This is a genomic window from Burkholderia sp. Tr-862, from assembly GCF_011753085.1.
GTDB classification, from domain to species: domain Bacteria; phylum Pseudomonadota; class Gammaproteobacteria; order Burkholderiales; family Burkholderiaceae; genus Burkholderia; species Burkholderia ambifaria.
This window is the reverse complement of the sequence record NZ_VWWG01000001.1, coordinates 116,181-140,302: the sequence shown is the minus strand read 5'-3', so window position 1 is coordinate 140,302 and position 24,122 is coordinate 116,181. Positions and strand designations below refer to the sequence as shown.

General features: G+C 65.3%; 22 protein-coding genes. 4 read left to right on the top strand and 18 right to left on the bottom strand.

What is annotated here, in order from left to right:
* Window positions 1–40 precede the first annotated feature (40 nt).
* From dkgB to F3J14_RS00570, 4 genes are all read right to left on the bottom strand, one after another.
* Window positions 41–847, bottom strand: coding sequence for a 2,5-didehydrogluconate reductase DkgB (gene dkgB / locus F3J14_RS00585; protein WP_166721307.1), 807 nt, complete (start codon window positions 845–847; stop codon window positions 41–43).
* A 152-nt stretch (window positions 848–999) separates the two neighbouring features.
* On the bottom strand, window positions 1,000–1,950 hold the full coding sequence (locus F3J14_RS00580; protein ID WP_166721306.1) for a TIGR03571 family LLM class oxidoreductase: 951 nt from the start codon (window positions 1,948–1,950) through the stop codon (window positions 1,000–1,002).
* A 16-nt stretch (window positions 1,951–1,966) separates the two neighbouring features.
* Window positions 1,967–2,290, bottom strand: coding sequence for an adenylate cyclase (locus tag F3J14_RS00575; RefSeq protein WP_166721305.1), 324 nt, complete (start codon window positions 2,288–2,290; stop codon window positions 1,967–1,969).
* A gap of 29 nt (window positions 2,291–2,319) precedes the next feature.
* Window positions 2,320–3,522, bottom strand: coding sequence for an MFS transporter (locus F3J14_RS00570; protein ID WP_166721304.1), 1,203 nt, complete (start codon window positions 3,520–3,522; stop codon window positions 2,320–2,322).
* Between the two features lie 110 nt (window positions 3,523–3,632).
* Here F3J14_RS00570 and F3J14_RS00565 point away from each other — a divergent pair, with 110 nt between their 5' ends.
* The gene (locus tag F3J14_RS00565; RefSeq protein ID WP_166721303.1) at window positions 3,633–4,577 is read left to right on the top strand and encodes a LysR family transcriptional regulator; all 945 of its coding nucleotides are present in this window, start codon (window positions 3,633–3,635) and stop codon (window positions 4,575–4,577) included.
* Between the two features lie 122 nt (window positions 4,578–4,699).
* Here F3J14_RS00565 and zwf read toward each other — a convergent pair whose 3' ends face one another.
* On the bottom strand, window positions 4,700–6,175 hold the full coding sequence (gene zwf / locus F3J14_RS00560; protein ID WP_166721302.1) for a glucose-6-phosphate dehydrogenase: 1,476 nt from the start codon (window positions 6,173–6,175) through the stop codon (window positions 4,700–4,702).
* A 204-nt stretch (window positions 6,176–6,379) separates the two neighbouring features.
* On the opposite strand from zwf, the gene F3J14_RS00555 reads away from it, so the two are divergent.
* Together F3J14_RS00555 and F3J14_RS00550 are read left to right on the top strand one after the other, a co-directional pair.
* A complete protein-coding gene (locus F3J14_RS00555; RefSeq protein WP_128845598.1) occupies window positions 6,380–6,958 on the top strand; it encodes a TetR/AcrR family transcriptional regulator in 579 nt (192 codons plus the stop codon).
* A 174-nt stretch (window positions 6,959–7,132) separates the two neighbouring features.
* Window positions 7,133–8,014 (top strand): SDR family NAD(P)-dependent oxidoreductase, encoded by an 882-nt coding sequence (locus tag F3J14_RS00550; protein ID WP_166721301.1) that lies wholly within the window; start codon window positions 7,133–7,135, stop codon window positions 8,012–8,014.
* Window positions 8,015–8,138: 124 nt separating this feature from the next.
* Here F3J14_RS00550 and F3J14_RS00545 read toward each other — a convergent pair whose 3' ends face one another.
* The 6 genes from F3J14_RS00545 to F3J14_RS00520 form a co-directional block, all read right to left on the bottom strand.
* Entirely contained in the window at window positions 8,139–8,717 is a 579-nt protein-coding gene (locus F3J14_RS00545; protein WP_166721300.1) for a peroxidase-related enzyme, read from the bottom strand.
* 85 nt (window positions 8,718–8,802) lie between these two features.
* Window positions 8,803–9,786 (bottom strand): MDR family oxidoreductase, encoded by a 984-nt coding sequence (locus F3J14_RS00540; protein ID WP_166721299.1) that lies wholly within the window; start codon window positions 9,784–9,786, stop codon window positions 8,803–8,805.
* 45 nt (window positions 9,787–9,831) lie between these two features.
* Window positions 9,832–10,470 carry a TetR/AcrR family transcriptional regulator gene (locus F3J14_RS00535; RefSeq protein ID WP_166721298.1) on the bottom strand — a complete coding sequence of 213 codons (639 nt, stop codon included), beginning with the start codon at window positions 10,468–10,470 and terminating at the stop codon, window positions 9,832–9,834.
* Window positions 10,471–10,708: 238 nt separating this feature from the next.
* On the bottom strand, window positions 10,709–11,545 hold the full coding sequence (locus F3J14_RS00530) for an alpha/beta hydrolase (protein WP_166721297.1): 837 nt from the start codon (window positions 11,543–11,545) through the stop codon (window positions 10,709–10,711).
* A 362-nt stretch (window positions 11,546–11,907) separates the two neighbouring features.
* Entirely contained in the window at window positions 11,908–12,990 is a 1,083-nt protein-coding gene (locus tag F3J14_RS00525) for an alkene reductase (RefSeq protein ID WP_166721296.1), read from the bottom strand.
* Window positions 12,991–13,047: 57 nt separating this feature from the next.
* Complete coding sequence (locus F3J14_RS00520) at window positions 13,048–13,785, bottom strand: SDR family oxidoreductase (protein WP_166721295.1); 738 nt, start codon at window positions 13,783–13,785, stop codon at window positions 13,048–13,050.
* A gap of 110 nt (window positions 13,786–13,895) precedes the next feature.
* Here F3J14_RS00520 and F3J14_RS00515 point away from each other — a divergent pair, with 110 nt between their 5' ends.
* Complete coding sequence (locus tag F3J14_RS00515; RefSeq protein ID WP_166721294.1) at window positions 13,896–14,816, top strand: LysR family transcriptional regulator; 921 nt, start codon at window positions 13,896–13,898, stop codon at window positions 14,814–14,816.
* 90 nt (window positions 14,817–14,906) lie between these two features.
* Here F3J14_RS00515 and F3J14_RS00510 read toward each other — a convergent pair whose 3' ends face one another.
* From F3J14_RS00510 to F3J14_RS00480, 7 genes are all read right to left on the bottom strand, one after another.
* Window positions 14,907–15,776, bottom strand: a complete 870-nt coding sequence (locus F3J14_RS00510) for a 4Fe-4S dicluster domain-containing protein (RefSeq protein WP_166721293.1) — start codon at window positions 15,774–15,776, stop codon at window positions 14,907–14,909.
* A 10-nt stretch (window positions 15,777–15,786) separates the two neighbouring features.
* Window positions 15,787–18,765 carry a molybdopterin-dependent oxidoreductase gene (locus tag F3J14_RS00505; RefSeq protein WP_166721292.1) on the bottom strand — a complete coding sequence of 993 codons (2,979 nt, stop codon included), beginning with the start codon at window positions 18,763–18,765 and terminating at the stop codon, window positions 15,787–15,789.
* Window positions 18,766–18,819: 54 nt separating this feature from the next.
* Entirely contained in the window at window positions 18,820–19,557 is a 738-nt protein-coding gene (locus tag F3J14_RS00500) for an OmpW family outer membrane protein (RefSeq protein ID WP_166721291.1), read from the bottom strand.
* 140 nt (window positions 19,558–19,697) lie between these two features.
* Window positions 19,698–21,668 (bottom strand): acyl-CoA synthetase, encoded by a 1,971-nt coding sequence (locus F3J14_RS00495; protein WP_166721290.1) that lies wholly within the window; start codon window positions 21,666–21,668, stop codon window positions 19,698–19,700.
* Window positions 21,665–22,621, bottom strand: a complete 957-nt coding sequence (locus F3J14_RS00490; protein ID WP_166721289.1) for a fumarylacetoacetate hydrolase family protein — start codon at window positions 22,619–22,621, stop codon at window positions 21,665–21,667. Before F3J14_RS00490 ends, F3J14_RS00495 begins: the two co-directional genes overlap by 4 nt.
* A gap of 36 nt (window positions 22,622–22,657) precedes the next feature.
* The gene (locus tag F3J14_RS00485) at window positions 22,658–23,728 is read right to left on the bottom strand and encodes a VOC family protein (protein WP_166721288.1); all 1,071 of its coding nucleotides are present in this window, start codon (window positions 23,726–23,728) and stop codon (window positions 22,658–22,660) included.
* 12 nt (window positions 23,729–23,740) lie between these two features.
* On the bottom strand, window positions 23,741–24,061 hold the full coding sequence (locus tag F3J14_RS00480) for a hypothetical protein (protein WP_348771927.1): 321 nt from the start codon (window positions 24,059–24,061) through the stop codon (window positions 23,741–23,743).
* Window positions 24,062–24,122 lie beyond the last annotated feature (61 nt).

Below are 24,122 nucleotides of genomic sequence, written 5' to 3'. Positions count from 1 at the left end.
CCGGCTGGCCGCGGACGAATCGATTACGGGTGCGGCGCGTTCAGTCCCACTTCGGCGCGAGGCCGGCCGGGTCGACTTCGCGGCCATTGCGCTCGAGCGCGGCGATCTGCGCCATGTCTTCGTCGGTCAGGCGCAGCGTCTGCGCGAGCAGGTTGCTCGCGAGGTTCTCGCGCTTCGTCGACGACGGGATCACCGAGTAGCCGAGCTGCAGCGCCCACGCGAGCGCGACTTGCGCCGGCGTCGCGTCGTGACGTTGCGCGATCGCGCCGATCACCGGGTCGCCGAGCACCTTTCCGTAGGCGAGCGTCATGTACGACGTCACGTGGATGCCTTCGCCGTTCAGGAACTCGACCAGCTTGCGGTTCTGCAGGTACGGGCTCAGTTCGATCTGGTTCGTCGCGATCGCATCCTTGCCGACGGCCGCGATCGCTTCCTTCGTCAGTTCGATGTTGAAGTTCGAGATGCCGATCTGGCGCGTGAGGCCCTTCGCCTTCGCGTCGGCGAGCGCGGTCATGAATGCCTGGATCGACACGCCGTTGTCCGGCGCCGGCCAGTGGATCAGCGTCAGGTCGACGGTGTCGGTGCGCAGCTTGCGCAGGCTTTCCTCGAGGCTCGCTGCCAGTTTTTCCGGCGCGTAATTGTCGACCCAGATCTTGGTCGTGAGGAACAGGTCTTCGCGGCGCACGCCCGAGGCGGCGATCGCTTCGCCGACTTCGGCTTCGTTGCCGTAGATCTGCGCGGTGTCGATCGCGCGGTAGCCGACGTCGAGGCCATTGCGGACCGAGTCGATGACGACTTGGCCCTGCAGGCGGAAGGTGCCGAGGCCGAATGCGGGAACGTTGCTCATCGTGGGCTCCTGGGAAAGTGGAACGGGTTCGGTATGGAAGTCATTCTGGCGTTCGGGACTGATGAGATAAACGCCTTCAGAGGTCAAAAATATTTGATTCAAATTCAAGGATCGGGCGCCGGCGCGGGGCGCGCGGCGGGCCGTGGCCGGCCTCATGCGGCACGCGTGTGCGCGTCGGCATCCGGATGGAACGCCGGCAGCACGTCTGCGGCAATCTCGGCCATCGTCTCGTCGAGCGGCCGGCAATTGCGGCGCAAATGCAGGCCGATGTGCCGCACGCCCGCGTCGCGCATCGCCGCGAGCTCTTCCGTCAGCGCGATGCGCCCGGCGCGCGCGCCGAAGCGGTGCCGTTGAAGCGGTTCGTGCGGATCGTCCGCGAGGTCGAGGTGGATGAAGCTCACGTACGGCTTGTCGCCGGCCACCGCGCGCCAGTTCGCGGCGCGTTGCAGGTGATCGGCCGGCGTGCCCGGATAGGCGAGGCAACCGTCCATGTGTTGGCCGATCCATGCGGGCGTCTGCTGCGCGAGACCCGCGACGAGCAGCGGCACCGGCGAACGCGCGGCCGGCAGCACATCCAGGCCCGGCGGCAGGTGCCCGCGCGCGCCGTCGCGCAGCAGCGCGATCTGGTCGCGGAAATTCGCGCCGCGGGACGCGAAGTCGCGGCCGAACAGCGGATATTCGACCGGCCGGTCGCCGCTCGCGACGCCGAGCAGCAGGCGTCCGTCGCTCAGCTCCTGGATCGTCGCGGCCGATTTCAGCGTCAGCAGCGGTTCGCGCAGCGGCAGCACGACGGCCGCCGTGCCGAGCAGGATGTCGCGGGTGATGCCGGCGAGGTAGCCGAGATACGAGAAGGTCTCGAACACTTGCGCGGCATCGCCGAACGACGGGTCGTACACCGGCACGTCGCGCACCCAGAGCGCGCGGAAGCCGAGCGTGTCGGCCAGTCGCGCGAGCGTTGCATGAAGTTCGAGGTCGGGCACGCCGGGACGGCGGCCGTCGCGCTGGCGCTTCGCGGCGCCGGCCAGCGACCAGTCGTTGTCGAGCGGCAGTTCGATGCCGATGCTGAAGCCGCCGCTGGCGAGCTTGTCGAGTGAAGTGGACATGGTCGGGTTGCTCCGTTCAGCGCGCGCGCAGGCTGCCTTCGGGCCGGTAGAAATCGAGCGAAGCCGCAGTGAAGAACGCGTGCGACGTGCCGGCGGCGAAATCGTCGAGGTGCACGACGGTTGCGCGGTCGGCTTCCTGCCACGAGATCGCATAGGTCTCGCCGGCGACGTGCCGCCACGTGTACGCGACTTCGCCCTTCGCGCCGGCGTACGCGCCTTCGGTGATCTCGTAGCGCATGTGGAGGCCGTCCTCGTCATACGCGTTCAGGGCGGTGAGGCCGTCGTAACGGACTTCGAAAGTCCTGCCGGCGAACGGCGGACGTTGGGTCGATGCGTTCATGCTGATGCGCTCCTGCGGGAAAGTGACGTTCAATGGGCGAGTTCGACGGGGTCGGCCGTGCGTTCGGGCAGGCCCTGGCCGCGGTCGAGGCGGCCGCTCAACGCGGTCAGCGCGAATGCGCCGAGCGTGACGGCGGCGCCGATCCACGGCGTATGGCCGAGGCCGACGTTCGCGACGATCAGGCCGCCGAGCGATGAGCCGCCCGCGACGCCGAGGTTGAACGCGGCGATGTTGAAGCCCGACGCGACGTCGGTGGCGTTCGGCGCGAAGTGGCGCGCCTGCTTGACGACGTACACCTGCAGGCCCGGCACGTTGCCGAATGCGACGGCGCCCCAAGCGAGCATCGTCAGCACCGCGAGCCACTTCACGTGCACCGTGAAGGTCAGCGCGAGCAGCACGATCGCGAGCAACAGGAAGATCCGCTTGAGCGCCTTGACCGGGCCGACGCGGTCCGCGAGCTTGCCGCCCCACACGTTGCCGAACGCGACCGACACGCCGTAGCCGACCAGCACCAGACTGACCTGCGACGGCGTGAAGCCGGCGATCTGTTCGAGCAGCGGCGCCATGTAGGTGAACGCGATCAGCGAGCCGCCGTAGCCGACCGCCGTCATCGCATAGACGAGCAGCAGGCGCGGCTGGGCGAGCACGCGGAACTGGCGGGCGAGCGGCGCCGGCGGCGTCCGCGGGAGGCCGCGCGGCACGAACGCGACCGCGCCGATGAACGCGACGAGGCCGAACAGCGCGACGATCAGGAACGTCGCGCGCCAGCCGAAGTGCTGACCGATGAAGGTGCCGAGCGGAATGCCGGCGACGAACGCGACGGTCATCCCGCTGAACATCGTGGCGATCGCGCTGGCAGCCTTGTCCTTCGGCACGAGCGTGGTGGCGATGATCGATCCGACCGAGAAGAACACGCCGTGGGCGAGGCCGGTGAGTACGCGCGCGACGATCAGCGATTCGTAGCCCGGCGCCTGCCAGGCCACGAGGTTGCCGACGGTGAACAGCGCCATCAGCGCGGCGAGCAGCGTCTTGCGCGGCACGCGGCCGGTGAGCGCGGTGAGGAGCGGCGCGCCGATCGCGACGCTCAGCGCATAGAGGCTGACGAGCAGCCCGGCCGACGGCAGGCTGACGCCGAGGTCGGCGCCGATCGTCGGGATCAGCCCGACGATCACGAATTCGGTGGTGCCGATGGCAAATGCGCTGATGGTCAGCGCAAGCAGGGCAAGTGGCATGACGGTGCTCCAGGGTCCGGTGACGATGGAGCGCAGTGTGCCGTCTTTACTTTTGCGGAAAAATGGGTCTATAAACCAAATTGTTTTGATTTTGGATCAATAATCCAGCAATGAAGATCACGCTCGACGAACTCCAGGCCTTTGCTGCCGTGGTCGACTCCGGTTCGATCACCGCTGCCGCGCAGCAGCTCGACCTCACCGTGTCGGCCACGAGCCGCACGCTCGCGCGGCTCGAGGAGAAGCTGAAGACCACGCTGCTGCGCCGGACCACGCGCCGGCTCGAATTGACCGAGGAAGGACGTGCGTTCCTGCAGGATGCGCGCGCAATCATCGAATCGGTCGAGAACGCCGAGGAGCAGATGCTCGCGCGGCGCGAGATGCCGTCGGGGCGCTTGCGCGTCGATGCGGCGACGCCGTTCATGCTGCACGTGATCGTGCCGCTCGTGCGTGGCTACCGCGAACGGTTCCCGAAGGTCGAACTGGAGTTGAACAGCAACGAGGGGATCATCGACCTGCTGGAGCGGCGCACCGACGTCGCGATCCGCATCGGCCGGCTCAAGGATTCGACGCTGCACAGCCGGCGCATCGGCAACAGCCGCCTGCGCATCCTCGCGAGCCCCGCGTACCTCGAAGCGCACGGCCAGCCGCGCAAGGTCGAGGATCTCGCCAGGCACACACTGCTCGGCTTCACGCAACCTGAATCGCTGAACGTCTGGCCGATCCTCGGCGCGGACGGCGAGCCGTGCCGCATCGAGCCCGGCATCTGGTCGTCGAGCGGCGAGACGCTGCGGCAGCTCGCGCTGGAGGGCGCGGGCGTCGTGTGCCTGTCGGATTTCATGACCGCGCAGGATCGCGAGGCCGGCCGGCTCGTGCAGGTGCTCGCGCGGCAGACGCTCGACGTCGAACAGCCGATCAACGCGGTGTATTACCGGAACACCGCGATTTCGTCGCGGATCGCGTCGTTCGTCGATTACATGATCGAGGTGCTGGGCGGCGATAGCGGCGGCAGCGGGGCGCCGGCGCGGCGCAAGGCTGCGTGGCTGGAGCCGCTGTAACGGCGCAGCGCTGGAAGGGTGGCAGGCGACGGGGGGCTGGGGGCGGGGCACCCGATCGGGCGCCCGGAGTGATCCGGCATGCCGCACGGCGCTTGCGCCGCGGGCCTGCCGTCATGCCGTGGTCAGGCTTCCTCGGACCACGACATGTTGTCGCGCGCCAGCAGCGCCGACGAGGCCGCCGGCCCGAACGTGCCGGCCGTGTAGAGGCGCGGACGGTCGCCGAGCTGCTTCCAGCCGTTGAGGATCGGCTCGACCCACGACCACGCGGCCTCGAGCTCGTCGCGGCGCATGAAGTGCGTGAGACGCCCGCGGATCACGTCGATCAGCAGCCGCTCGTAGGCTTCCGCGCGCCGTTCCGGAATCGCCTGCTGCAGGTCGAGGTTCAGGCTCACGGGCACCATCTTCATCCCGCTGCCCGGCTCCTTCGCGAGCATCTGCAACTGGATCGATTCTTCCGGCTGCAGCTGGATCACGAGGCGGTTGCTGTAGTGGCGCGGGCCGGTCGGGATGATCGAGAACGGCATGTCCGCGAACTCGATCACGATTTCCGACTGGCGGCGCTGCAGCCGCTTGCCGGTGCGCAGGAAGAACGGCACGTTCGCCCAGCGCCAGTTGTTGATGTGCGCGCGCAGCGCGACGAAGGTTTCCGCGTGGCTGTCCGCCGGTACGTTGTCTTCCTCGAGATAGCCCTTGACCGGCTGGCCGTCGACCGCGCCGGCCGTGTACTGGCCGCGCACGGTATCGCGCGCGACGTCCGACAGCGCCATCGGCCGCAGCGAGCGCAGCACCTTCAGCTTCTCGTCGCGCACCGCGTCCGGGTCGAGCGACACCGGCGGCTCCATCGCGACGATGCACAGCAGTTGCAGCAGGTGGTTCTGCACCATGTCGCGCAGCGCGCCGGTATGGTCGTAGAAGCCCGCGCGGCTGCCGACGCCGACCGTCTCCGCCACCGTGATCTGCACGCTGCGGATGCTCGGCGCCTGCCACAACGGCCCGAAGATCGGGTTGCCGAAGCGCAGCACCATCAGGTTCTGCACGGTTTCCTTGCCGAGGTAATGGTCGATCCGGTAGATCTGCGATTCCGCGAAATGCCTGCCGACCGCATTGTTGATCGCCTGCGCCGACGCGAGATCGTGGCCGAGCGGTTTTTCGAGCACGACGCGCGAGCGCGCATCGACGAGGTGCGCGGCCGACAGGTTGTCGCAGATCGTCGTGAACAGCTCCGGCGACGTCGACAGGTAGAACACGTGGATCGCGTCGGGGCGCGCCGCTTCGGCGAGCCGCGCATAGTCTTCCGGCGCGTTCACGTCGATCAGCACGTACTTGAACAGGTCGAGGAAACGGGCCCACGCGTCGGCGTCGAACGCCTTCGCGTCGATGAACGGGCGCGACTGCTCGTCCATGAACTTGCGGTAGCCGTCGATGCCCCAGTCGCGCCGGCCGACCGCGATGATGCGCGTCTGCGGCGGCAGGTTGCAGTGCAGGTGCGCCATGTACAGCGCGGGCAACAGCTTGCGGGCGGCCAGGTCGCCGCCGCCGCCGAAGATGATCATGTCGACGGGCTGGTCGGCTTCGGTCTGGTTGGGCTGATTCGTCATGAGTGGTTCGCGGTCTGAAACGGGTGAGCGTGGAACGAACATCAAAGCGCCGGCCGCCGGTGCGTTGGCGTGCCAGTACGTGGAAACGCTAATAGTGCACGCTTTTGACCGATTGCGGATGGGTTCCCCCCATATGTAACAGGGCTTGCGGCCCGGTCGTCGTCGCGATTATGATTGAGCGCTCACTCATTAAAGGAATCGAACGTGGCCCGACCGCGCAGTCCCGACAAGCACGACGCCATCCTCGCCGCGGCCGCCCGGGCGCTCGCGGAGGACGGCGCGAGTGCGACCACCGCACGCATCGCGCGGCTCGCCGGCGTCGCGGAAGGCACGGTGTTCACGTATTTCGAGACCAAGGATGCGCTGCTGAACGCGCTGTACCTGAGCCTGAAGGCCGACCTGCGCGACGCGATGATCACCGGGTTTCCGGAGCACGCGCCGGCCGAGCAGGCCATGCGGCATGTGTGGAACAGCTATGTGTCGTGGGGCATCGCGGATCCGCACGGGCAGCGCGCGCTGCGGCAGCTCGAAGTGAGCGGCCGCATCGACGACGCGCATCGTGCGGCCGGCACCGAAGGCTTCGGTGCGATCACCGCGCTGCTGCGCGCGCAGAGTGCCGCCGCGGGCGGGCTCGACGCCGACGACGCGCATGCGTTCTGCACGGCGCTGTTCACGTCGATCGCGGAAACGGCGATGGAGTCGATCGCACGCGATCCGGCGCGGGCCGATGCGTACCGGGAAGCCGGGTTTCGCGCGCTGTGGGCCGTGCTGCACGCGGTGTGATAGCGGGCAAGTTGTAGAGGGATGAGCGGCGACGCGTTGGGTTCGGGCGTCGCCGCGACGATGGAAGGCGGTTTCAGGCAGGGCGACGCACGGTGAAAACGACCGGTTCAGCGCCCATATTAATGAGTGAGTAATCATTCATTTTGGTGGTTTCAACTTTGTCGAGGAATGGAAATGTCGAAAGTCTGGTTGGTGACAGGGGCCGCACGCGGCCTGGGGCGTGCAATCTCGGAAGCGGTGCTGGCGGCGGGCGACCGGCTGGTGGCCGGGGCGCGCGATCCGGCGCGGCTCGCCGATCTGGAAGCGCGGTACGGCGACCGGCTGCTGCCGATCGAGCTCGACGTGACCGACGCAGCGGCGGCCGCGCATGCCGTGGCCGCCGCCCGCGACGCGTTCGGACGCATCGACGTGCTGGTCAACAACGCGGGCTACGGTCATACGGCGCCGTTCGAGCAGATGGGCGCCGACGACTTCCGCGACCAGATCGAAACGAACCTGTTCGGCGTGGTCAACCTGACGCGTGCGGTGCTGCCGACGATGCGAGCGCAACGCGCGGGCCACATCTTCCAGGTGTCGTCGGTCGGCGGGCGCACGGCGACGGTCGGCCTGTCCGCGTATCAGGCCGCGAAGTGGGCGGTCGGCGGGTTCAGCGACGTGCTGTCGAAGGAAGTCGCGCCGTTCGGCGTGCGCGTGTGCACGCTCGAGCCGGGCGGGATGCGCACCGAATGGGCCGCGCAGGCGAAGCGCCACGTCGACGGCCTGCTGCCCGACTATCAGCCGTCGGTCGGGAAGATTCTCGAACTGCTCGGTGCGTACGGCGGCCACGAGGTCGGCGATCCCGCACGGATCGCGGGGCTGATCGTCGAGCTGTCGCGTCGCGACGACGTGCCGATGCGCCTGCTGCTCGGCAGCGATGCGCTGTTCGTGTGCGAGCAGGCGGAAACGCAGCGTGCGGAGGAGGCGGCACAGTGGCGGGACGCGACGCTGTCGACGATGTTCCCGGACGCGACGCTGCCGGACGGGTTGGAGGCGTTGAAGGAGTGGACCGAGCGCTGACCCGTTCCTGCTCCTGCTCCTGCTTGCCGTGAACCGGCACGTCGGAACCGCGACATATCTCTCCGGTGTCGCGCGGTTCCAGCGTCCGGCTCGGCGAATCGCGCCGACCGAGGCCGGCACGCGCTCAGCGCCCCAGCGCGTAGAACTCCGCGTTGGGCCGCATGTTCGTCACGTTCGCGATGCGATTCGACATCCCGAAGAACGCCGAGATCGCCGCGATGTCCCAGACGTCCTCTTCGGTGAAGCCATGCGACTTCAGCGTGTCGAAGTCCGCTTCGCCCACCAGGTGCGCGGTTTGCGAAACCTTCATCGCGAAGTCGAGCATCGCCTTCTGCCGGACGGTGATGTCGGCCTTGCGGTAGTTGGTCGCGACCTGGTCGGCGATCAGCGGATCCTTCGCGCGAATGCGCAGGATCGCGCCGTGCGCGATCACGCAGTACTGGCACTGGTTCACGGCGCTGGTGGCCACGACGATCATTTCCCGTTCGGCCTTGGTGAGGTTGCCCGGCTTGTCCATCAGCGCGTCGTGGTACGCCATGAACGCGCGAAACTCGTCCGGGCGATGCGCGAGCGTGAGGAATACGTTCGGGATGAAGCCCGACTTTTCCTGGACGGCAGCGATCCGTGCGCGAATATCGTCGGGCAGGTCATCGAGCGCCGGCACCGGAAAGCGGCTGACGGGCGCGTGGTTGGCAGCGGTCATGAGGTCTCCTGGATAAAGTGGCACGGGCGAACGCGACGCGCGAGCCGCCGGCCGGACATGAAACGACGGGTTGCCGGTGCTGGCGTCATGCGTTGACGTCCACGACGATGCGGCCGCGTATCTTGCCGGCGATCAGTTCCTCGGCAAGCGGTATGGCGTTGCCCAGGCCGACCTGATGACTGATCGCGCCCAGCTTTTCGACGTCGAGATCGGACGCGAGCCGGCGCCATGCCTCCAGCCGCTCGGCGCGCGGGCACATCACGCTGTCGATGCCGACGAGCGTCACGCCGCGCAGGATGAACGGCGCGACGGTGGCGGGAAAGTCCATGCCGGCGGCCAGGCCGCAGGCCGTCACCGCGCCACGATAGCGCGTGGTCGCGCACACGTTGGCGAGCACGTGACTGCCTGCGACGTCGACCGCGCCGGCCCAGCGTTCCTTGCCGAGCGGCTTGCCCGGTGCGCCGAATTGCGACCGGTCGAGGATCTCCGCCGCGCCGAGCTGCCGCAGGTAGTCCGCATCGGCCGGGCGGCCGGTCACGGCAACGACGCGATAGCCGAGCCGCGCGAGCAGGGCGATGGCGACGCTGCCGACGCCACCTGCCGCGCCGGTCACCACGATCTCGCCATCGTCCGGGCGCACGCCATGCCGTTCCAGCGCCATCACGCACAGCATCGCAGTGTAGCCCGCGGTGCCGATGGCCATCGCCTGTTGCGGCGAAAACGCGGACGGCAGCGGCACCAGCCAGTCGCCGTCGACGCGTGCCTTCTGGGCCAGGCCGCCCCAGTGCGTTTCGCCGACGCCCCAGCCGTTGAGCACGACGCGATCGCCCGCGCGGTAATCCGGATGCGTGCTGTGCTCGACCTCGCCGACCAGATCGATGCCCGGCACCATCGGGAACTTGCGGACCACCGGGCTCTTGCCGGTGATCGCCAGCCCGTCCTTGTAGTTCAACGTCGAATAGCCGACCCGGATCGTCACGTTGCCCGCGGGCAACTGCGCGTCGTCCAGCGTCTGCAGCCGCGCGTGCTGGCCGGTTTCGTCCTTGTCGATCACGATGCCCTGGAACATGCGTCCTCCTTTTTAGACCGATCGTCTAGTTAATGGCAAAAAAATTCAGCGGCGAGGCAATCCATTGAAGAAAAACTGCGCGAACAGCGCAAGCGGCACGTCGCTGCGTTCGAGCTTCGCGCGCAGCACGGCGCCTTCCCAGCCGATCCAGAAGCAAGCGGCCAGCTCGGCCGGGTTTGCCGACTCGGCGAGCTCGCCGGCTTGCTGGGCCGCGGCCAGGCAGGCGGCCAGCCGGCGTTGCCAGTCCTCGAACGTCACGCGCAGACGCGCACGGAAACTCTCGGGCAGTGCGCCCATTTCCTGGCCGAGGTTGCCGATCAGGCAGCCGCGGCTGTATTCATGGCGCGCCATGCCGTCGCGTGCATCGTCGACGAACGCGCGCACGCGTGCCAGCGGCGACGGCTCGGGCTGGCTGAAATGACGGTCCAGCTTGCGGGCGAAGAAGTCCGCGTAGCGATCGATCAGTTCGAGGCCGAACGCCTCCTTGCTGTCGAAGTAGTGATAGAACGAGCCCTTGGGCACGCCGGCGCGCCCGAGGATCTCGTCGAGCCCGGTGGCCGAAAAGCCCTTCTCGGTGAGCACTTCCAGCCCGGTGCGCAACAGCATGTCGCGCGTCGCGACGAGGTCTTCGTGCTGCTTCGGTGGCCTGCCGCGGCGGCGAGGCGGATCAGTTCGAACGTCCATGGGCGAATAATAGACCGTTCGTCTCAAAAATCAATAGCAGTTCGCTCGACGACATGGCCGACGACGTGCCGGATCGTCGACCGGATGTCACCAGGCCGCGGGTCGGCCCGCTAGCCGGCCGCTTTCCCGAAGACGAGGCTGTCAGTCATCGTTGACCGGGAAGCGACCCGTCATCCGGAATGCGCTTCCCCGGCCTGGTCACGCTGAAACATCGGATGACGAATCGATATGAGAATCTTCAAGCCTTCACGAAGGTGAGGAGATCCGCATTGAGCACATCGGCATTGACCGTCAGCATGCCGTGGCCGTAGCCCGGATAGGTCTTCAATGTGCCGTTCTCGAGCAGTTTGATCGCCTTCAGCGCGGCATTCTCATAGGGGACAATCTGGTCGTCTTCGCCATGCAGCACAAGCGTCGGCACGCTGATCGCCTTGAGATCGTCGGTCTGGTCCGTCTCGGAGAATGCCTTGATGCCCTCGTAATGCGCGTTGGCGCTGCCCATCATGGCTTGGCGCCACCAGTTCCGAATCACGCCTTGATCGATCTTTGCGCCGGTTCGATTGAATCCGTAAAACGGGCCGCTCGGCACATCGAGAAAGAACTGGGCGCGATTGGCCGCGGTGCCGGCACGCAACCCGTCGAATACCTCGATCGGCACTCCGTCGGGGTTGGCCTCCGTCTTCAGCATCAGCGGTGTCACCGCGCTGACCAGTATCGCTTTGGCGACACGCCCGGCCGGCTCGCCGTGCCTTGCGACATAGCGGGCGACTTCGCCGCCGCCGGTGGAGTGACCGATATGCACTGCATGCCGGAGATCCAGCGCTTCGACCACGGCGAATGCATCCGCCGCGTAACGGTCCATGTCGTGACCTTCGGCGACTTGCGCCGAGCGCCCATGTCCGCGCCGGTCGTGGGCAATGACGCGATATCCCTTCGACAGGAAAAACAACATTTGGGCATCCCAGTCATCCGACGAGAGCGGCCAGCCGTGATGGAAGACGATCGGCTGAGCGTCCTTCGGGCCCCAGTCCTTATAAAAAATCTGGACGCCGTCTTGCGTGGTAACGAATGACATGATGTTTTTCCTTTCGTACGGTTGCAGGGAAGTAACGGTTGCTGCGAATGTAGCCATGGCGGCGAGGGCGGTAGTTGTTTGGGCAATGCGGGATGCAGGCGAAAAGAAACCCGCGTGATGGGCACGCTCGGCAGTTGGGCTTCGCGATTGGTGGCGTCAAAAAAAATGCGACCAAGGCCACGGCTTTCGCACGGTGATACCGACGAGGTGAATGTCGACATGCGCGGCACGATTGCCGCGGATATCACCGCGAGAGTGAGATTCCGCGTCCGCGAGTGACCATCAACGAACGCGACCGGATCGGCAAGCGCGTCATTTCCGATGGCGCCGTTCAACCTCGAGCCCCGTCACGCAGGGTGTCGTCAAGCCGACGCCGCGCCCGGGTAATCGACATAACCCTCCGCGCCTTGCGTGAACCACGTGGTCGGATCGTCCGACGCAAGCGGAATCGCGTCGGCCAGACGGCGCGGGTAATCCGGATTCGCGATGAAAGGGCGCCCGAACGCAACGGCATCGCCAATACCGGTGTCGAGTTCCGCCTGGGCTCGGGCCGCGTCGAAATCCGAGTTGAGCACCAGCGGTCCTTTGAAAGCCGGGCGGATCCGCGCCGCGAGCGGATCGAGATAGCCGACGCCGAAACTGCCGTTCAGTGGCGGCTCGCGCAGTTCCAGGAACGCGATCCCGACCGTGGATAGCGACTCGGCGGCCGCGATAAACAGCGGCAACGGATCGCTATCACGCACGCCCAGGGTTTCGCCGTTGGGAGACAGGCGAACGCTGGTGCGATCGGCTCCCACGACCTCCGCGACAGCCTCGGTTACCTCGATGAGAAGCCGGAGCCGATTGGAGATCGAGCCGCCATACGCGTCGCCGCGGAAGTTGGCGCTGTCTCGCAGGAATTGGTCGATCAGATAGCCGTTCGAAGCATGCAACTGCACGCCGTCGAAGCCGGCCTGCAGTGCGTTACGTGCAGCGGCGGCGAACTGTTCGATCACGGAGGGAATTTCGTGTGTCCCCAGTGCGCGTGCCGGCGTGTAGGACTGCTTTCCTTCATAGGTATGGGCATGGCCCGGTGCCGTCGTGATGGACGACGAGACAGGCTGCGCGCCATCGAGAAAGCTCGGATGCACCACGCGGCCCATATGCCAGAGCTGGGCCACGATGCGACCGCCCGCTTCATGCACGGCGTCGGTCACTTTTCGCCAGCCGGCAACCTGGGCCGGCGTCCACAGTCCGGTGGCGTAGGGCCAACCCAGCCCCTGCCGGGAAATGCCAATGGCCTCCGAGATGATGAGACCTGCGGATGCGCGCTGACTGTAATAGTCGGCCATCATTGCGGTGGGTACGTGCTCGCGGGTTCCCCGCGCACGTGTCATGGGCGCCATCAGGATACGGTTGGGCGCTTCGATCGCGCCCAGTCGAATGGGATCAAACAGCGTAGGCACCAAACCTCCTTCTTGTTCGTTGTCAGCGTGGCAATACCGCGAGCCCTTCAGGCCACATCACACGAGACGGGCGCCACCGTCGATGTGGATCGTCTCGCCGTTCATGAAACCGTTGCTCATGAGGAACACCACCGCGGCGCCCACTTCGTCAGCGGTACCCAAACGATGCAGCGGCAATTTTTCTTTCAATGCGTTCACGTACGCGTCGCGACCGTCGCCGAGCGTGCGAGCAAGCAGCGGCGTGTCGGTGGTGCCGGGCGAAACGGTGTTGACGCGGCGCGGCGCCAGTTCAAGCACCAAACCCCGGGCCAGGGCTTCCATCGCGGCGGACGCCGACGCAAGAATGGCCGTGCCGTAGGCATTGGGTCGGTCGGCCAGCACGCCCGAAATGAAGGTGATGGAGCCATCGGCGGCCAGGCGATCACCGAGCGTGCGCAACGTGTGCACGGCTGCCCAGACACGTTCGTCGAACGCCCGACGCAGATAGTCGACATCCGCTTCCAGCACCTTGCCTGCCACGAAGGTCCCTGCGAGGAGTACGAGATGGTCGACGTGTGCGATGTCGGCCAGCGCCGCGGTGAGGGTTTCCGGCTTGGTCACGTCGGCGGCGCGCCAACCCGCAAAACCATGCTCGGCGGCGACGCGTTCAGCGCCCTCCGCGTTGAACCCGATCACGGTGACGTTCGCCCCGGCGGCCTTGGCTTGTTTGGCTGCGGAAAGGCCAATGCCGGAGGTTCCGCCGATGATGAGGACGGACTTGTTATCGAGTGAACGGGCGGCGAAATCGGTAGTCATGAAAGTAGGTCCTGTCGGCTGACGCAACCCAATGCGGCGTCTTGGACAGCACTCTATACTTGCCAATTGATATTGATAATCAGCGCCAAACTCGCTTTAATCATTCCGCCATGGAACAAATCAGCCTGGACCGCCTGACGGGTCTCATTGCATTCAGCCGTGCGGCCTCGTTAGGGAGTTATTCGGCCGCCGCTCGGGCGCTTGGCGTCACACCGTCCGCCGTGAGCAAGAGCATCCAGCGTCTCGAGCAGCACTTCGAGCTCAAACTGTTCAACCGGACCACCCGATCATTGACCCTGACCCAGGAGGGGCGCGAACTGCATGAACGCACGCTGCGCCTGCTTGCGGAAATGGAGGCCATCGAGCAGGCCGCGGTCTCGGCGCGATCCGAGCCGGCCGGCATCCTGAAAGTGACCGCGCCGCTCCCGATCGGGATTCATCTGATCGCGCCTGCGCTACCTGCGTTTCGAAAGCGGTTTCCCAAGCTGTCCATCGACCTGCGCCTGGGCGACCATTTCGTCGATCTGGTCGGTGAAGGAGTCGATGTAGCCATTCGCGTAGGAGATCTAGCCGGTTCTCGCCTGATCTCGCGCCAGCTGTCGCCCCACCATATCGGAGCGTACGCATCCCCGGACTATCTGGCCCGGCGCGGTGTCCCCAAACACCCCGACGACCTCGTGGATCACGATTGTGTGAATTTCCGCTTTCAGAGTTCGGGACAGGTCTTCCGCTGGAATTTTGTCACCGCTGAAGGATCGCTCGACCTGATACCGGACGCCGGCATCGTTGTCGATACCAGCGATGCCGTCGCCGCCGTGATGGCCGCCGGCGGAGGCGTCGGCATTACACCCGCCTATGTGGCCGATTCCTACGTCAAGCGCGGGGAGCTTGTGCCGCTCCTCACCGAGTTCGTCGAACCGCGCTCCACGATCACGGCGCTGTGGCCGGAGAGCCGGCGCAGCAGCCCGAATGTCAAAGCATTCGTTGCACACCTGACGAAGGTGTTTGCTTCGTATGCGGCCGACAAGTGACGCCGGTCCGATGATGTTCAGGTAGTGCGCCGCGGTAAGGCGGCGCCCCCGAAATCGGTGCGAGTACCGCAGCGTTCAGCCTTCCCCGGATCATGAGCACTCGATCGCCACGGCGTTTTTCGAGCGACTGAGCCTGATTTCTCCCAGGTAGACGCTGTCGCCCAATTCGCACTCGCGCCAGGCGTTGCCGAGGGCGTGTCGGATTTTGACTCGGTAGGCGCCGCTGCCCTTGGCCAGGCCATCGAAGCGGAAATCACCGAAACCGTCCGAGACCGTTTCGGCTACCTGCATATTACCGACGTACAAGGCGACGACCGCATCCGTGACGCACTCGACCACGTCCCCTGCCTGGACACTGACACTTCCGCCGACGAAGCACGTTTCCCAGCGCTCGAGGCCGCTGTACCACACGCGGGGCTTTGTGCTCAGGTCGGGTCGCAATACCTTGAGTCCCTCCCGTCGGGCCTTCTCGGCCATCGCCGTGTCATCGAGCTTGACCGTCTCGAAGACATCGGTGGGGCACGACTGCTGACAACGCGGGCGAGGCCAACCGTGGTCGAGCAAATGCGCATCGAAGATCCAGACCTGGGGCAGTTGCAGCTCTTCGTTCCAGACGATTGCCTTGTAAGGGCAGGCCTTGACGATGTCCTTGCGGCCTCGTGCCTTGTCCGGATCGATGATGACGATGCCGTCGGCACGCTTGCGAATGGCGCCGCCGCCGACACGCATGCAGGGCGCGTCGTCACAATGATTGCACATGACCGGCAAATAAGTGGTCTGGACCATATGCGCGGCACCCTGTACGCGACGCAGGATGCGGATGGGGCTCTCGGCGTTGGCCGAGGCGGGCGCGGCGTAACCGGGAAAGTCGTTGCCGACGTGTTCGTCCCGCGCGGCGATCACGCAGTTCTGGCAGTTCTCGCAACGCCCGACCTTGATAATCAGGTTCCACTTGTTCATTTGACATTCCTCACGCTGCGCGACCGAGCATGAACGCTTCGGCACCGCGCCATTTCTCGACCTGCACCAGGCAGGAATTCGGGCTCATGCTGCTGGTGCCGGCGGTCTGCGGCCGGTCAGGGGTGAGCATGTTCATGCAACCGCCAATCTCGACTTGCTCGCCGTCGATTTCGATCAACTGAAATTCGGCGCTCGCCTCGTAGGACTTCACCACGCCGGCGTTCACGAGCGGCGAGACATCGGCCGCACAGATCACGGCGCCGCGATCGTTGTGCACCTTGACGAGATCGCGATGGGCAATGCGTCGAGCGGCGGCATCGGCCGGATTGAGTCTCAGCAGCCAGAAGCGGTGCCCCGCGATCAGCGCGCGATGATCGTCGATGCCGTTCACCGCGGAGTTCTTGCCGTCACAATGGGTATGAAAGCTGTAGCGGCTGTGGGTGGCGATCAATTGCAGCGGATAGCGCCGAGCCAGGTCCGAGCGCAGACCTTCCCAGGAGGGGATATATCGGTTGAGCGGCGGCCGCTCGGGGTTGTCCGCCGTGTGCCGCTTCAGCAACTCGGGCACGAACTCCAGCTTGCCGCTTGGCGTCTGCAGGCCCTTGCCGAACGTTTCCGAGAACTGCGACGGCAGCGGATGAGGTTCCGGCAGGTCCTTCCTCCTGTCTTCCGCATACCAACGCATGTCCGCGGGATGACGAAGCTCGGGCTTTTCGGGCGGCACGACGAAGTAGCCCTTGCGGCAGAATTCGCGCCACGAAATGTGATCGGGCAGATCCGACGAGTCGAAGACGCGCTTGACCCAGTCAAGATCGCCGCAGCCTTCGGTGAAGATGCCACCCAGGCCCAACCGGATCAGGATGGCGGTGAAGATGTCGTAGTCGGAGCGGGACTCGCCCAAAGGCTCGATGCACTTGTGCTGCATGGTCAGCACGCGATGGTTGACCGTGCCATACCCGTGGTGCGCGTAGCCGCCCGAATTCGCCCATTCCCCGATGTCCCAACGCTCCAGCGACGTGCACGCGGGCAGGATGATGTCGGCGAACTGTGCCTCGCCTTCCATCCAGATCGACTGATTGACCACGAACTCGATGCTCGAGTGCCGGTAGGCCTCCGTCCAGCGTCCGGAATTCGTCACGGTACTGAACGACGATCCGCCATAGCGATAGATCATGTGGATCGGCGAATAGCCGGGCATCGGGTAGGTGAATGGCGCGAACTGGGCTTCCTGGGACATGCCGTCCCACAGATAACCGGTGGCGTGACCGTTGAGAATCGCATCGGGCATCTGCTGGCGCGGCACCATCTGCTTGACCGGATTCATGGTGAGGATGTGCGGCATGCGCTGGTAGTTGTCCACCGCATTGGCGGTCCACGCCAGGTCGCCTGAAATGCCGCCGTCCGCGTAGCCGGGGAAGTAGAACTGCAGATCGTGCGGGACGCCGATTTCGAGGCAGCCGAAATTCACACCCGGCTTGCCCCAGCCCTGCATGGCCATCATCATGATCATGCAGCGCGCCCATTGCGCCCCGGTCGCCCCGCGGCCCGCGCCACCGAATCCCGCGCCGGTCATCCCGACGGCGAGATGAACCTTCTTGTTTCCCCACAGGCGCGCCAGCGCGCGGACGTCCTTGGCCGGCACGCCGGTCTCGCTCTCCTGCCATTCGGGCGTCTTGGGCGTACCGTCGGCTTCGCCCAGCAGGTAGGCTTTCCAATCGTCGAAACCGGTCGTGCGCGCCGCGACGTAATCCTTGTCGTACAAGCCCTCCACGGCCCATACGTACATGATCGCGGTCGCCAGGGCAGCATCGGTTTGCGGCCGGACCGGGATCCAGCGGCCGCCCAGCAGCTGTGCGGTCGGATTGCAGTGCGGGTCGATGTGAACGAACTCGATGCCGAGCTCCTTGGCCCACAGACGGCGTGGCGTTCCCTCGAATCCCGCGTAGGCCCCGTTGGTACTTTCGGGGTCGCAGGACCAGAAGACGATCATTTCGGCCTCCTTTAGAGCGTCCTCCAGGCCGCCATAGCCGGAGGGCACGCCGACGCGCATCGAGTTGCCGAAATGGTGCATGGCGCCCCAGTACCAGCCTTCCCAGCTGTCCGGATTCGCGGCGACCCGGGTGAAGCCGATCAGGTTGGCGAAGCGCGTCAGCGCGCTGAGGTAGTAGCCCACGTTGCCCCACTGATGGTGAGACGACATCGGGAACGTGATGGAACCGGGGCCGTGAACGCGCTTCTGCCGGTTGATCTCCTTGGCGACGATGTCCAGGGCCTCGTCCCAGCTGATACGCACATAGCCGGACTTGCCGCGGTTCTGCGGATTGCGCTCGCCGTCGGGGTCGAAGTCGACCCGTTTCATCGGGTGAAGGACGCGCTTGTCGGAGTAGACCAACGACTTGAGGGTCAACGCGTGCGGCGCGACCAAGCCACGCCGTGGCGGGCTGAAGCGGCGTCCGCGTGCCTCGATCACCCAGCTCGACGCATCCGTATCGTCCAGCTCGATGGGGGTCACGCGGACGATGCGGCCATCCTTGACGTAGACGAACAGCGGGCCGCCATTGGTACAGGTGGTGTAGCGTCGGGTGCCGTCGCGCATGGGCGTGCCCATCGGCAGACCGACGGTGCGCATCATGCTCAGGGTTTGCATGAGCCAGACCAGCAGTTCGTCCTCGCCCTCCGTGACGACCTTGAAGTTCTTGGCGGCGTGGATGATTTCGCCCTGGTCCGGGCTGGGGGAAAGAAACTTCAGGGCAGTGGCGACATCCTTGAAGGCCATGCGCACATCGGGCCGCGGGTGCTTGCCGGCGCGCGACCGAATGCGGCCATTCCTGAACTCGATGACGCGACCCATGCTTTGATCCATGAGCCCGATCCACGCGACGAGATTGCGCTCTTTGAGACGTTCTCGGTAGGCGGGAAAGCGGCGCGCCGTCAGGTCCAGAACCTTGGGCAATGCAAACAGAATGGTCTTGAGAACCTGTCGTTTCATCGTTCGATCCTATGTGTTGCTTTGATGCGGGGGGCTGGCATCCGGGCGTGCTCGTCAGAACGTATAGGCGACGTTCAGGAAAACGCTGACGGGATTGAGCCGGAGCGTCGATTTGGAAACGATCTGCGTCCCCGTCGCGGTCTGTCCGTATAACGTGAGGTGGGTCTTCACCGGCATGTAGCCGACGGAGGTTCCGACAGACCAGTGTCTGGTCACCGCGTAATTCGCCCCGATCTCGAACACGGGGTTCCACGAAGCGCTGAGTGTCGCGCGCGCCGAGCCGCCCGGCCCGAAGCTGTCGGAGACGAACTGGCTATTGGTGGCTCGAACCTGGGTGAACCACGTATAGTTCGCGCCAATGCCCAGGTACGGCCGGAATTTCGATGTGGCTGAGAACAGGTGGTATCGCAGTTCGATGGCGGGCGGCATCGGCCTTGTCGTGCCGAGCGTGCCGTACTTCTGCAACGTCCCGTCGCCAATCAGATTGACTTTCAGCGGCATTCCAAAAAGCATCGCGACGCCGAAGTTGTCGGTGACGTAGTACTCGTTGGTAATGCCGAGCGTATCCGTCGAACTGGCATGTGCGCTGCTACCGGTCAGTTCCTGATTCACCGTTACGCCGCCCGCACTTTGCACGATCAGGGGCGTTGCATTGCCCTGAGGGGAAATGTGTAGCCATCCTACTGATGTCGTGATGCTTCCGGCTGTCTGTGCCTGCGCATCGTCGGCAAGCAGAGCCGAGCAGATACAAATCGCCACGCCTGCGAAACGCGTCGTTCGCCTGAAATTCATCTTGTGTCTCCTCTGTCTCGATCCGTCTCTATGAATAACAACTAATTTGGATAACTTATTGAGTGCGGCGATCTGCTTCCGATGTTGGTGCCATCCAGACTAGCCGCGCGCCTCCATCGCCGCGGATCTGTTGCTGTCAGTCAGGATGACCGTGTCGGCTGCGCGGCGATCGAGATCGAGAACGCAAACGGAAAACGTCCCAGCACGACGCGCGCCACAGGTTCGAGCCCGGGGTCGCTCAGCTCGACCGAGACAGACAATCCGCCCGATTGATCGGTCGTGACGTCGATCGATGCACCGGGGGCGCCGCCCTGGGCCAATGCCGCGCGCAGCGCGTCACGCGTCTCGCGGCGCTTGAGTTCCGGTTTGAAGATCTTGCCGACGCCCGTGAGCGGGATCGCTTCCACGATTCGGACGTGCTTGGGCTGTGCGGCGCGTTCGGCGATCTGCTGTTGCATGAACGCCGTCAGATCGTGCTCGGTCGCGCTCATCCCCGGCTTGAGCTGAACATATGCGACCGGCAGCTCACCGGCATGCGCATCGGGACGCCCGATTGCCGCGGCGAGCTGGACCGCCGGATGTCGATGCAGCGGCTCCTCGATCGCCGCAGGGTCGATGTTGTGCCCGCCCCGAATGATCAGTTCCTTCTTGCGGCCGGTCAGCCAGAAGTAACCGTCGACGTCGCAGCGGCCGAGGTCGCCCGTGTTGAGCCAGCGCGTGCCGTCGCCGAGATCCAGCCACAGCGCCTTGTTCTGATCGGCACGCAGGTAGCCGGTGAAAACGTTCGGCCCGGAGATGACGAGCAGCCCCTCTTCGTTCTCCGCGCAATCGCGCAGATACCGTCCCGCGTCGTCCACGACGACAGCTTTCATCGCCTGGAAGGGGATGCGAAGCCCGATCGATCCCAGCCGGCGCTCGCCCGTCGGCGGATTGACGCTGCTCACGCAGGTTCCCTCGGTCAGACCGTAGCCTTCGAGAATCCGGATGCCGGTTTTTTCCTGGAAGGCCCTGAAGACGCCGACCGGCATCGGCGCCGCACCGCACAGGCCGTATTCGAGCGAGTCGATAACATGACCGTCGGCAGGAATGTCGAGCAGCGACGCGTAAAGTGTCGGGACGCCACTGAAGAAATTGATATGGTGATGTTCGACGATTTCCCAGAAACGTTTGACGACACCGTCACCTCGATAACCTTGCGGTGTGCCGAGCACGACATGGGCGCCGCGGGAAAAAGGCAGCAGGCCGGTCACCATCGCGGCATTGACGTGAAAGAGCGGCAATCCGCAGAAAGTCGTTTTGCCGGGGCCGATGCTGTCGCCGAAGAACCGGCCGGCGCTCCATGCGTTCGCCACTTCGTTGCCATGGCTGCGCATCGCGATTTTCGGCAACCCCGTTGTTCCCCCCGTACAGAAGAACGACGACATGTCGCCCGGTTGAATGCGGCGCACGTTGTCGAGCGCCGTACCGGATTCCCGGGCCATTTCCGTACCGAAGTCGTGGATCTGGATATGCGCGGGCACGGCGCCGCGCAAACCAGCCTCGCCGTGCAGCTTATGGCACGCGTCACGCTGGAGCATGCGGGCCGCTGCTTGCGCGGTGCCCCGCACACGATCGGCCGGATCGACCAGCACGAGATGCTGCAGCGACTCGACCTGGTGAAGGATAGCCGCGACTTTCTGCCAGAGATCGGTGCCGGGAAATGGCGCGAGCGTCACGAGTACGCTGGCGCCTGCCGATTTGAGCAGATTGCCGATCGCTTCGCCTTCGAGCAACGGATTGATCGCACATACGATGCCGGCCGCCTGCCCGCCCCAGATCACGAAATGCGTTTCGGGAAGATTGGGCAGCACATAAGCGATCACCGAACGCGAGTTCACGCCGAGCCGCGTGAACAGGTTGGCCGTGCGCGTGATGTCACGAACCAGCTCGCGATAGGTCCAGCGCTCGGCGTCGCGGTGCGCGTCGGCGGTCAGGAAAAAGGAGAGCGCGGGGGCGGACGGGTCGATGGCCGCGCCGGCGCAAATCATCTCGTAGGTGCTGGCAGGGAGATCCGGCGGAAGGCCCTGCGCTTCGATCGCCAGCACGTCGTACCGGGTCGCGATGCCGTTCATGCTGCTTCGTCCACGATCTTGTTACGCTGCACGCCCAGATCGATCGTTCCGTCGCGGCTCGCGATCCGGGCTTCGACGATGTCTCCGGCCTTCAGGTACTGCGCGCGTCCCGCCTGCACCTTCATGAACATCTTCCACTTGAAGGATTCGGGAAATAGCGCCACGGCCCGCTGCTTGAGCGGCGACGGAATGCTGAGTGCGCAGCCGGCCGGCGTGCCGGTCGCGAGCAGGTCGCCGGCGCGAAGGTCGTGCACGCCCGACAACTCGGTCAACGTTTCGGCTGGACCATAGACGAGGTTCGACGTCGAGTCCCGCTGACGCACCGCGCCGTTGACGGTCAACGTCAGGTCGAGCGCCTTCAGCTTCGGGAAGTCACGCCGCTCGAGCAGGCACAGGTAGGGGCCGACCGGGCCAAACGTCCGGAAACTCTTGCCCTTGTAGAACTGCATCTGCGGGATCTGAACATCGCGTGCGGAATAGTCGTTGACGATCACGGTGCCGGCGACGTAGTCGTGCAGGTTCTCGTCCGTGATCTGCCTGTGGGATGTGATGTCGCGTTTGAGGATGAGGCCGAGCTCGATTTCGTAGTCGAGAAACCGGACGTGTCGCGGTTTCACCACCGGTGAGTCGGCGGCGACGATGCAACTCGTCGCCTTCGTGAAGATCATGTTGAACTTTTTCGCGTCCGGATCCATGCCCGATTCGATCATGTGCTGACGATAATTCGCGCCCTGGCAAACGAATTGCTGGTTGGCTGTCACCGGGGGCAGCCACTCCACCTCTGTCTCGGGAATCGTCGATCCGTCGAGCGCGGCGAGTTGTTCAACCGGATTCGCCGCGAGAAAGCTCGCGGTGGTTTCGAAGTCGCCGGGAATCGGCGTGACGGCGCCGTTGGCGGCCACCCCCCATTGGGCGCGGCCGTTGTGCCGGAAGTGCAGGACAAGCAGTGACATGGATGGATCTCTCGTGAGTCGAATAGGCGGTTGGGGTCAGGCGAACAGCTTCGCCAGGGTCAGCAGCTTGCTGAGCGTCAGATCGGGGCTGCGGCGCAGGTTGCGAAACAGCGCCGCGAGGCTCGACGGCGTGAACCGGGGCTTCGTGAAGCTGCGCGGCATCGTCGGGCCCCACTGCGCCATCGCTTCGCGGCTGACCGGGTGCACGCCCGTCGGCTCGTTAGCCGTGAACAAGTCGCCGTCGCAATAGTGTTCGTGCTTGTCGCCCCAAGGGTCCTGCCAGTAGTCGAAGATCTGGCTGCCGAGAATGTGTCGGCCGATGCCCCACGCATGTGTCCACCCGCTGTCGCGGAGCATGCGCTGGCCCATGCCGACGGCATCGGCGTCGACCAGTTCGTACGCGCTATGGCTATACGTCGGCAGGAACCCCTGGGCGAGCGCGAGCGTATGGTGATCGGCCGGCTTGTCGCCCAGATCGAGCCGCATGAATGCCACCGCGGGGGAGCCGTCCGGCAGCACCTGGACATCGCTGGGGATGAACCCGAAATGCTGCGTGTACCACGCGCAGGTTGCCTGGAAGTCGGCAAGTTCGAGCACGACGTGCCCGAGCCGAATGACTTCCGGGGTGCTCGCCGGCGGCCGCTGCGTCTCGTTGATTCGGACGGGCGCGTCGACCGAGTTGAACGGGAGCGGCGCGCGATGCGGCAGCGTGTCGGCCCGTGTCTGGCCCGCAATCGCGTCGACCCGGAAACCGGACGGATCGGTGAGGCGCACCCGCTGGCCGCCACCGGGCCAATCCGATGCCTCGACCTTCGACGCGCCAGGGACGCTGGCGAGCGCCTCCAGATCGGCCCGACTGTCGACCCGCAAGCCGAAGCCGACGAAGCGAGCCTTCGGCGCGTGGCGAACGACATAACAGAAGTGTGCGGTGCCCGTTCCGCGCAGCAGCAATTGCGTGTCGTCCCGCCGCACCGTTTGAAGACCGAAGTCATTGAGAAAGTGCTCGGCCTCGTCGAGGTCCGGACGATCGAAGATCAGATAGGCGAGCGCCGATGCCTTCGTCGTGGGGCGGGGGTGTCGAGCCGGCTGGGTGGTGGTCAGTTTCATGGCGGATGGCAGTCAGGCAGGTCGAACGGCAATCGCGAAGGCGGGCGCCGTCGCATCGAGGAGCTGTCCGCGCAACGGCAGGCACGCAATCGCACCGTCGCACGACACGTCTGGCCGACGCATGAATGTCGCGAGGTCGATCGTCGATTTCGCAGGGGAGCGATGCGCGTCGTCGCGGCTACCGTAACTGGCCGGCACAGGGGCCGTTGCGGCGCCGACTGGCCCGAATTCTTCGATCAGTCCATCGTGCGTCGCCGGCAACCCGCCCACCGGCGAGGAGCGCGAATTGATGTGGATGGACGCGCTGGCGCCCGTGTGCAGATGTGTCTCCACCGTTTCTCCATTCGTTTGTCGATCGGTTCCCGGGGCTTCGTTCAGCCGCCTTTTGTGACAT

Bases quoted from the DNA above. Each gene is read 5' to 3' on its own strand.
- F3J14_RS00545 (WP_166721300.1), bottom strand. From the start codon at position 8,717: ATGACCGCTGCCAACCACGCGCCCGTCAGCCGCTTTCCGGTGCCGGCG.
- F3J14_RS00495 (WP_166721290.1), bottom strand. From the start codon at position 21,668: ATGAACGGCATCGCGACCCGGTACGACGTGCTGGCGATCGAAGCGCAG.
- F3J14_RS00515 (WP_166721294.1), top strand. From the start codon at position 13,896: ATGGAACAAATCAGCCTGGACCGCCTGACGGGTCTCATTGCATTCAGC.
- F3J14_RS00490 (WP_166721289.1), bottom strand. From the start codon at position 22,621: ATGTCACTGCTTGTCCTGCACTTCCGGCACAACGGCCGCGCCCAATGG.
- F3J14_RS00505 (WP_166721292.1), bottom strand. From the start codon at position 18,765: ATGAAACGACAGGTTCTCAAGACCATTCTGTTTGCATTGCCCAAGGTT.
- F3J14_RS00530 (WP_166721297.1), bottom strand. From the start codon at position 11,545: ATGTCATTCGTTACCACGCAAGACGGCGTCCAGATTTTTTATAAGGAC.
- dkgB (WP_166721307.1), bottom strand. From the start codon at position 847: ATGAGCAACGTTCCCGCATTCGGCCTCGGCACCTTCCGCCTGCAGGGC.
- F3J14_RS00485 (WP_166721288.1), bottom strand. From the start codon at position 23,728: ATGAAACTGACCACCACCCAGCCGGCTCGACACCCCCGCCCCACGACG.
- zwf (WP_166721302.1), bottom strand. From the start codon at position 6,175: ATGACGAATCAGCCCAACCAGACCGAAGCCGACCAGCCCGTCGACATG.
- F3J14_RS00550 (WP_166721301.1), top strand. From the start codon at position 7,133: ATGTCGAAAGTCTGGTTGGTGACAGGGGCCGCACGCGGCCTGGGGCGT.
- F3J14_RS00510 (WP_166721293.1), bottom strand. From the start codon at position 15,776: ATGAACAAGTGGAACCTGATTATCAAGGTCGGGCGTTGCGAGAACTGC.
- F3J14_RS00540 (WP_166721299.1), bottom strand. From the start codon at position 9,786: ATGTTCCAGGGCATCGTGATCGACAAGGACGAAACCGGCCAGCACGCG.
- F3J14_RS00575 (WP_166721305.1), bottom strand. From the start codon at position 2,290: ATGAACGCATCGACCCAACGTCCGCCGTTCGCCGGCAGGACTTTCGAA.
- F3J14_RS00580 (WP_166721306.1), bottom strand. From the start codon at position 1,950: ATGTCCACTTCACTCGACAAGCTCGCCAGCGGCGGCTTCAGCATCGGC.
- F3J14_RS00570 (WP_166721304.1), bottom strand. From the start codon at position 3,522: ATGCCACTTGCCCTGCTTGCGCTGACCATCAGCGCATTTGCCATCGGC.
- F3J14_RS00535 (WP_166721298.1), bottom strand. From the start codon at position 10,470: ATGGACGTTCGAACTGATCCGCCTCGCCGCCGCGGCAGGCCACCGAAG.
- F3J14_RS00500 (WP_166721291.1), bottom strand. From the start codon at position 19,557: ATGAATTTCAGGCGAACGACGCGTTTCGCAGGCGTGGCGATTTGTATC.
- F3J14_RS00565 (WP_166721303.1), top strand. From the start codon at position 3,633: ATGAAGATCACGCTCGACGAACTCCAGGCCTTTGCTGCCGTGGTCGAC.
- F3J14_RS00520 (WP_166721295.1), bottom strand. From the start codon at position 13,785: ATGACTACCGATTTCGCCGCCCGTTCACTCGATAACAAGTCCGTCCTC.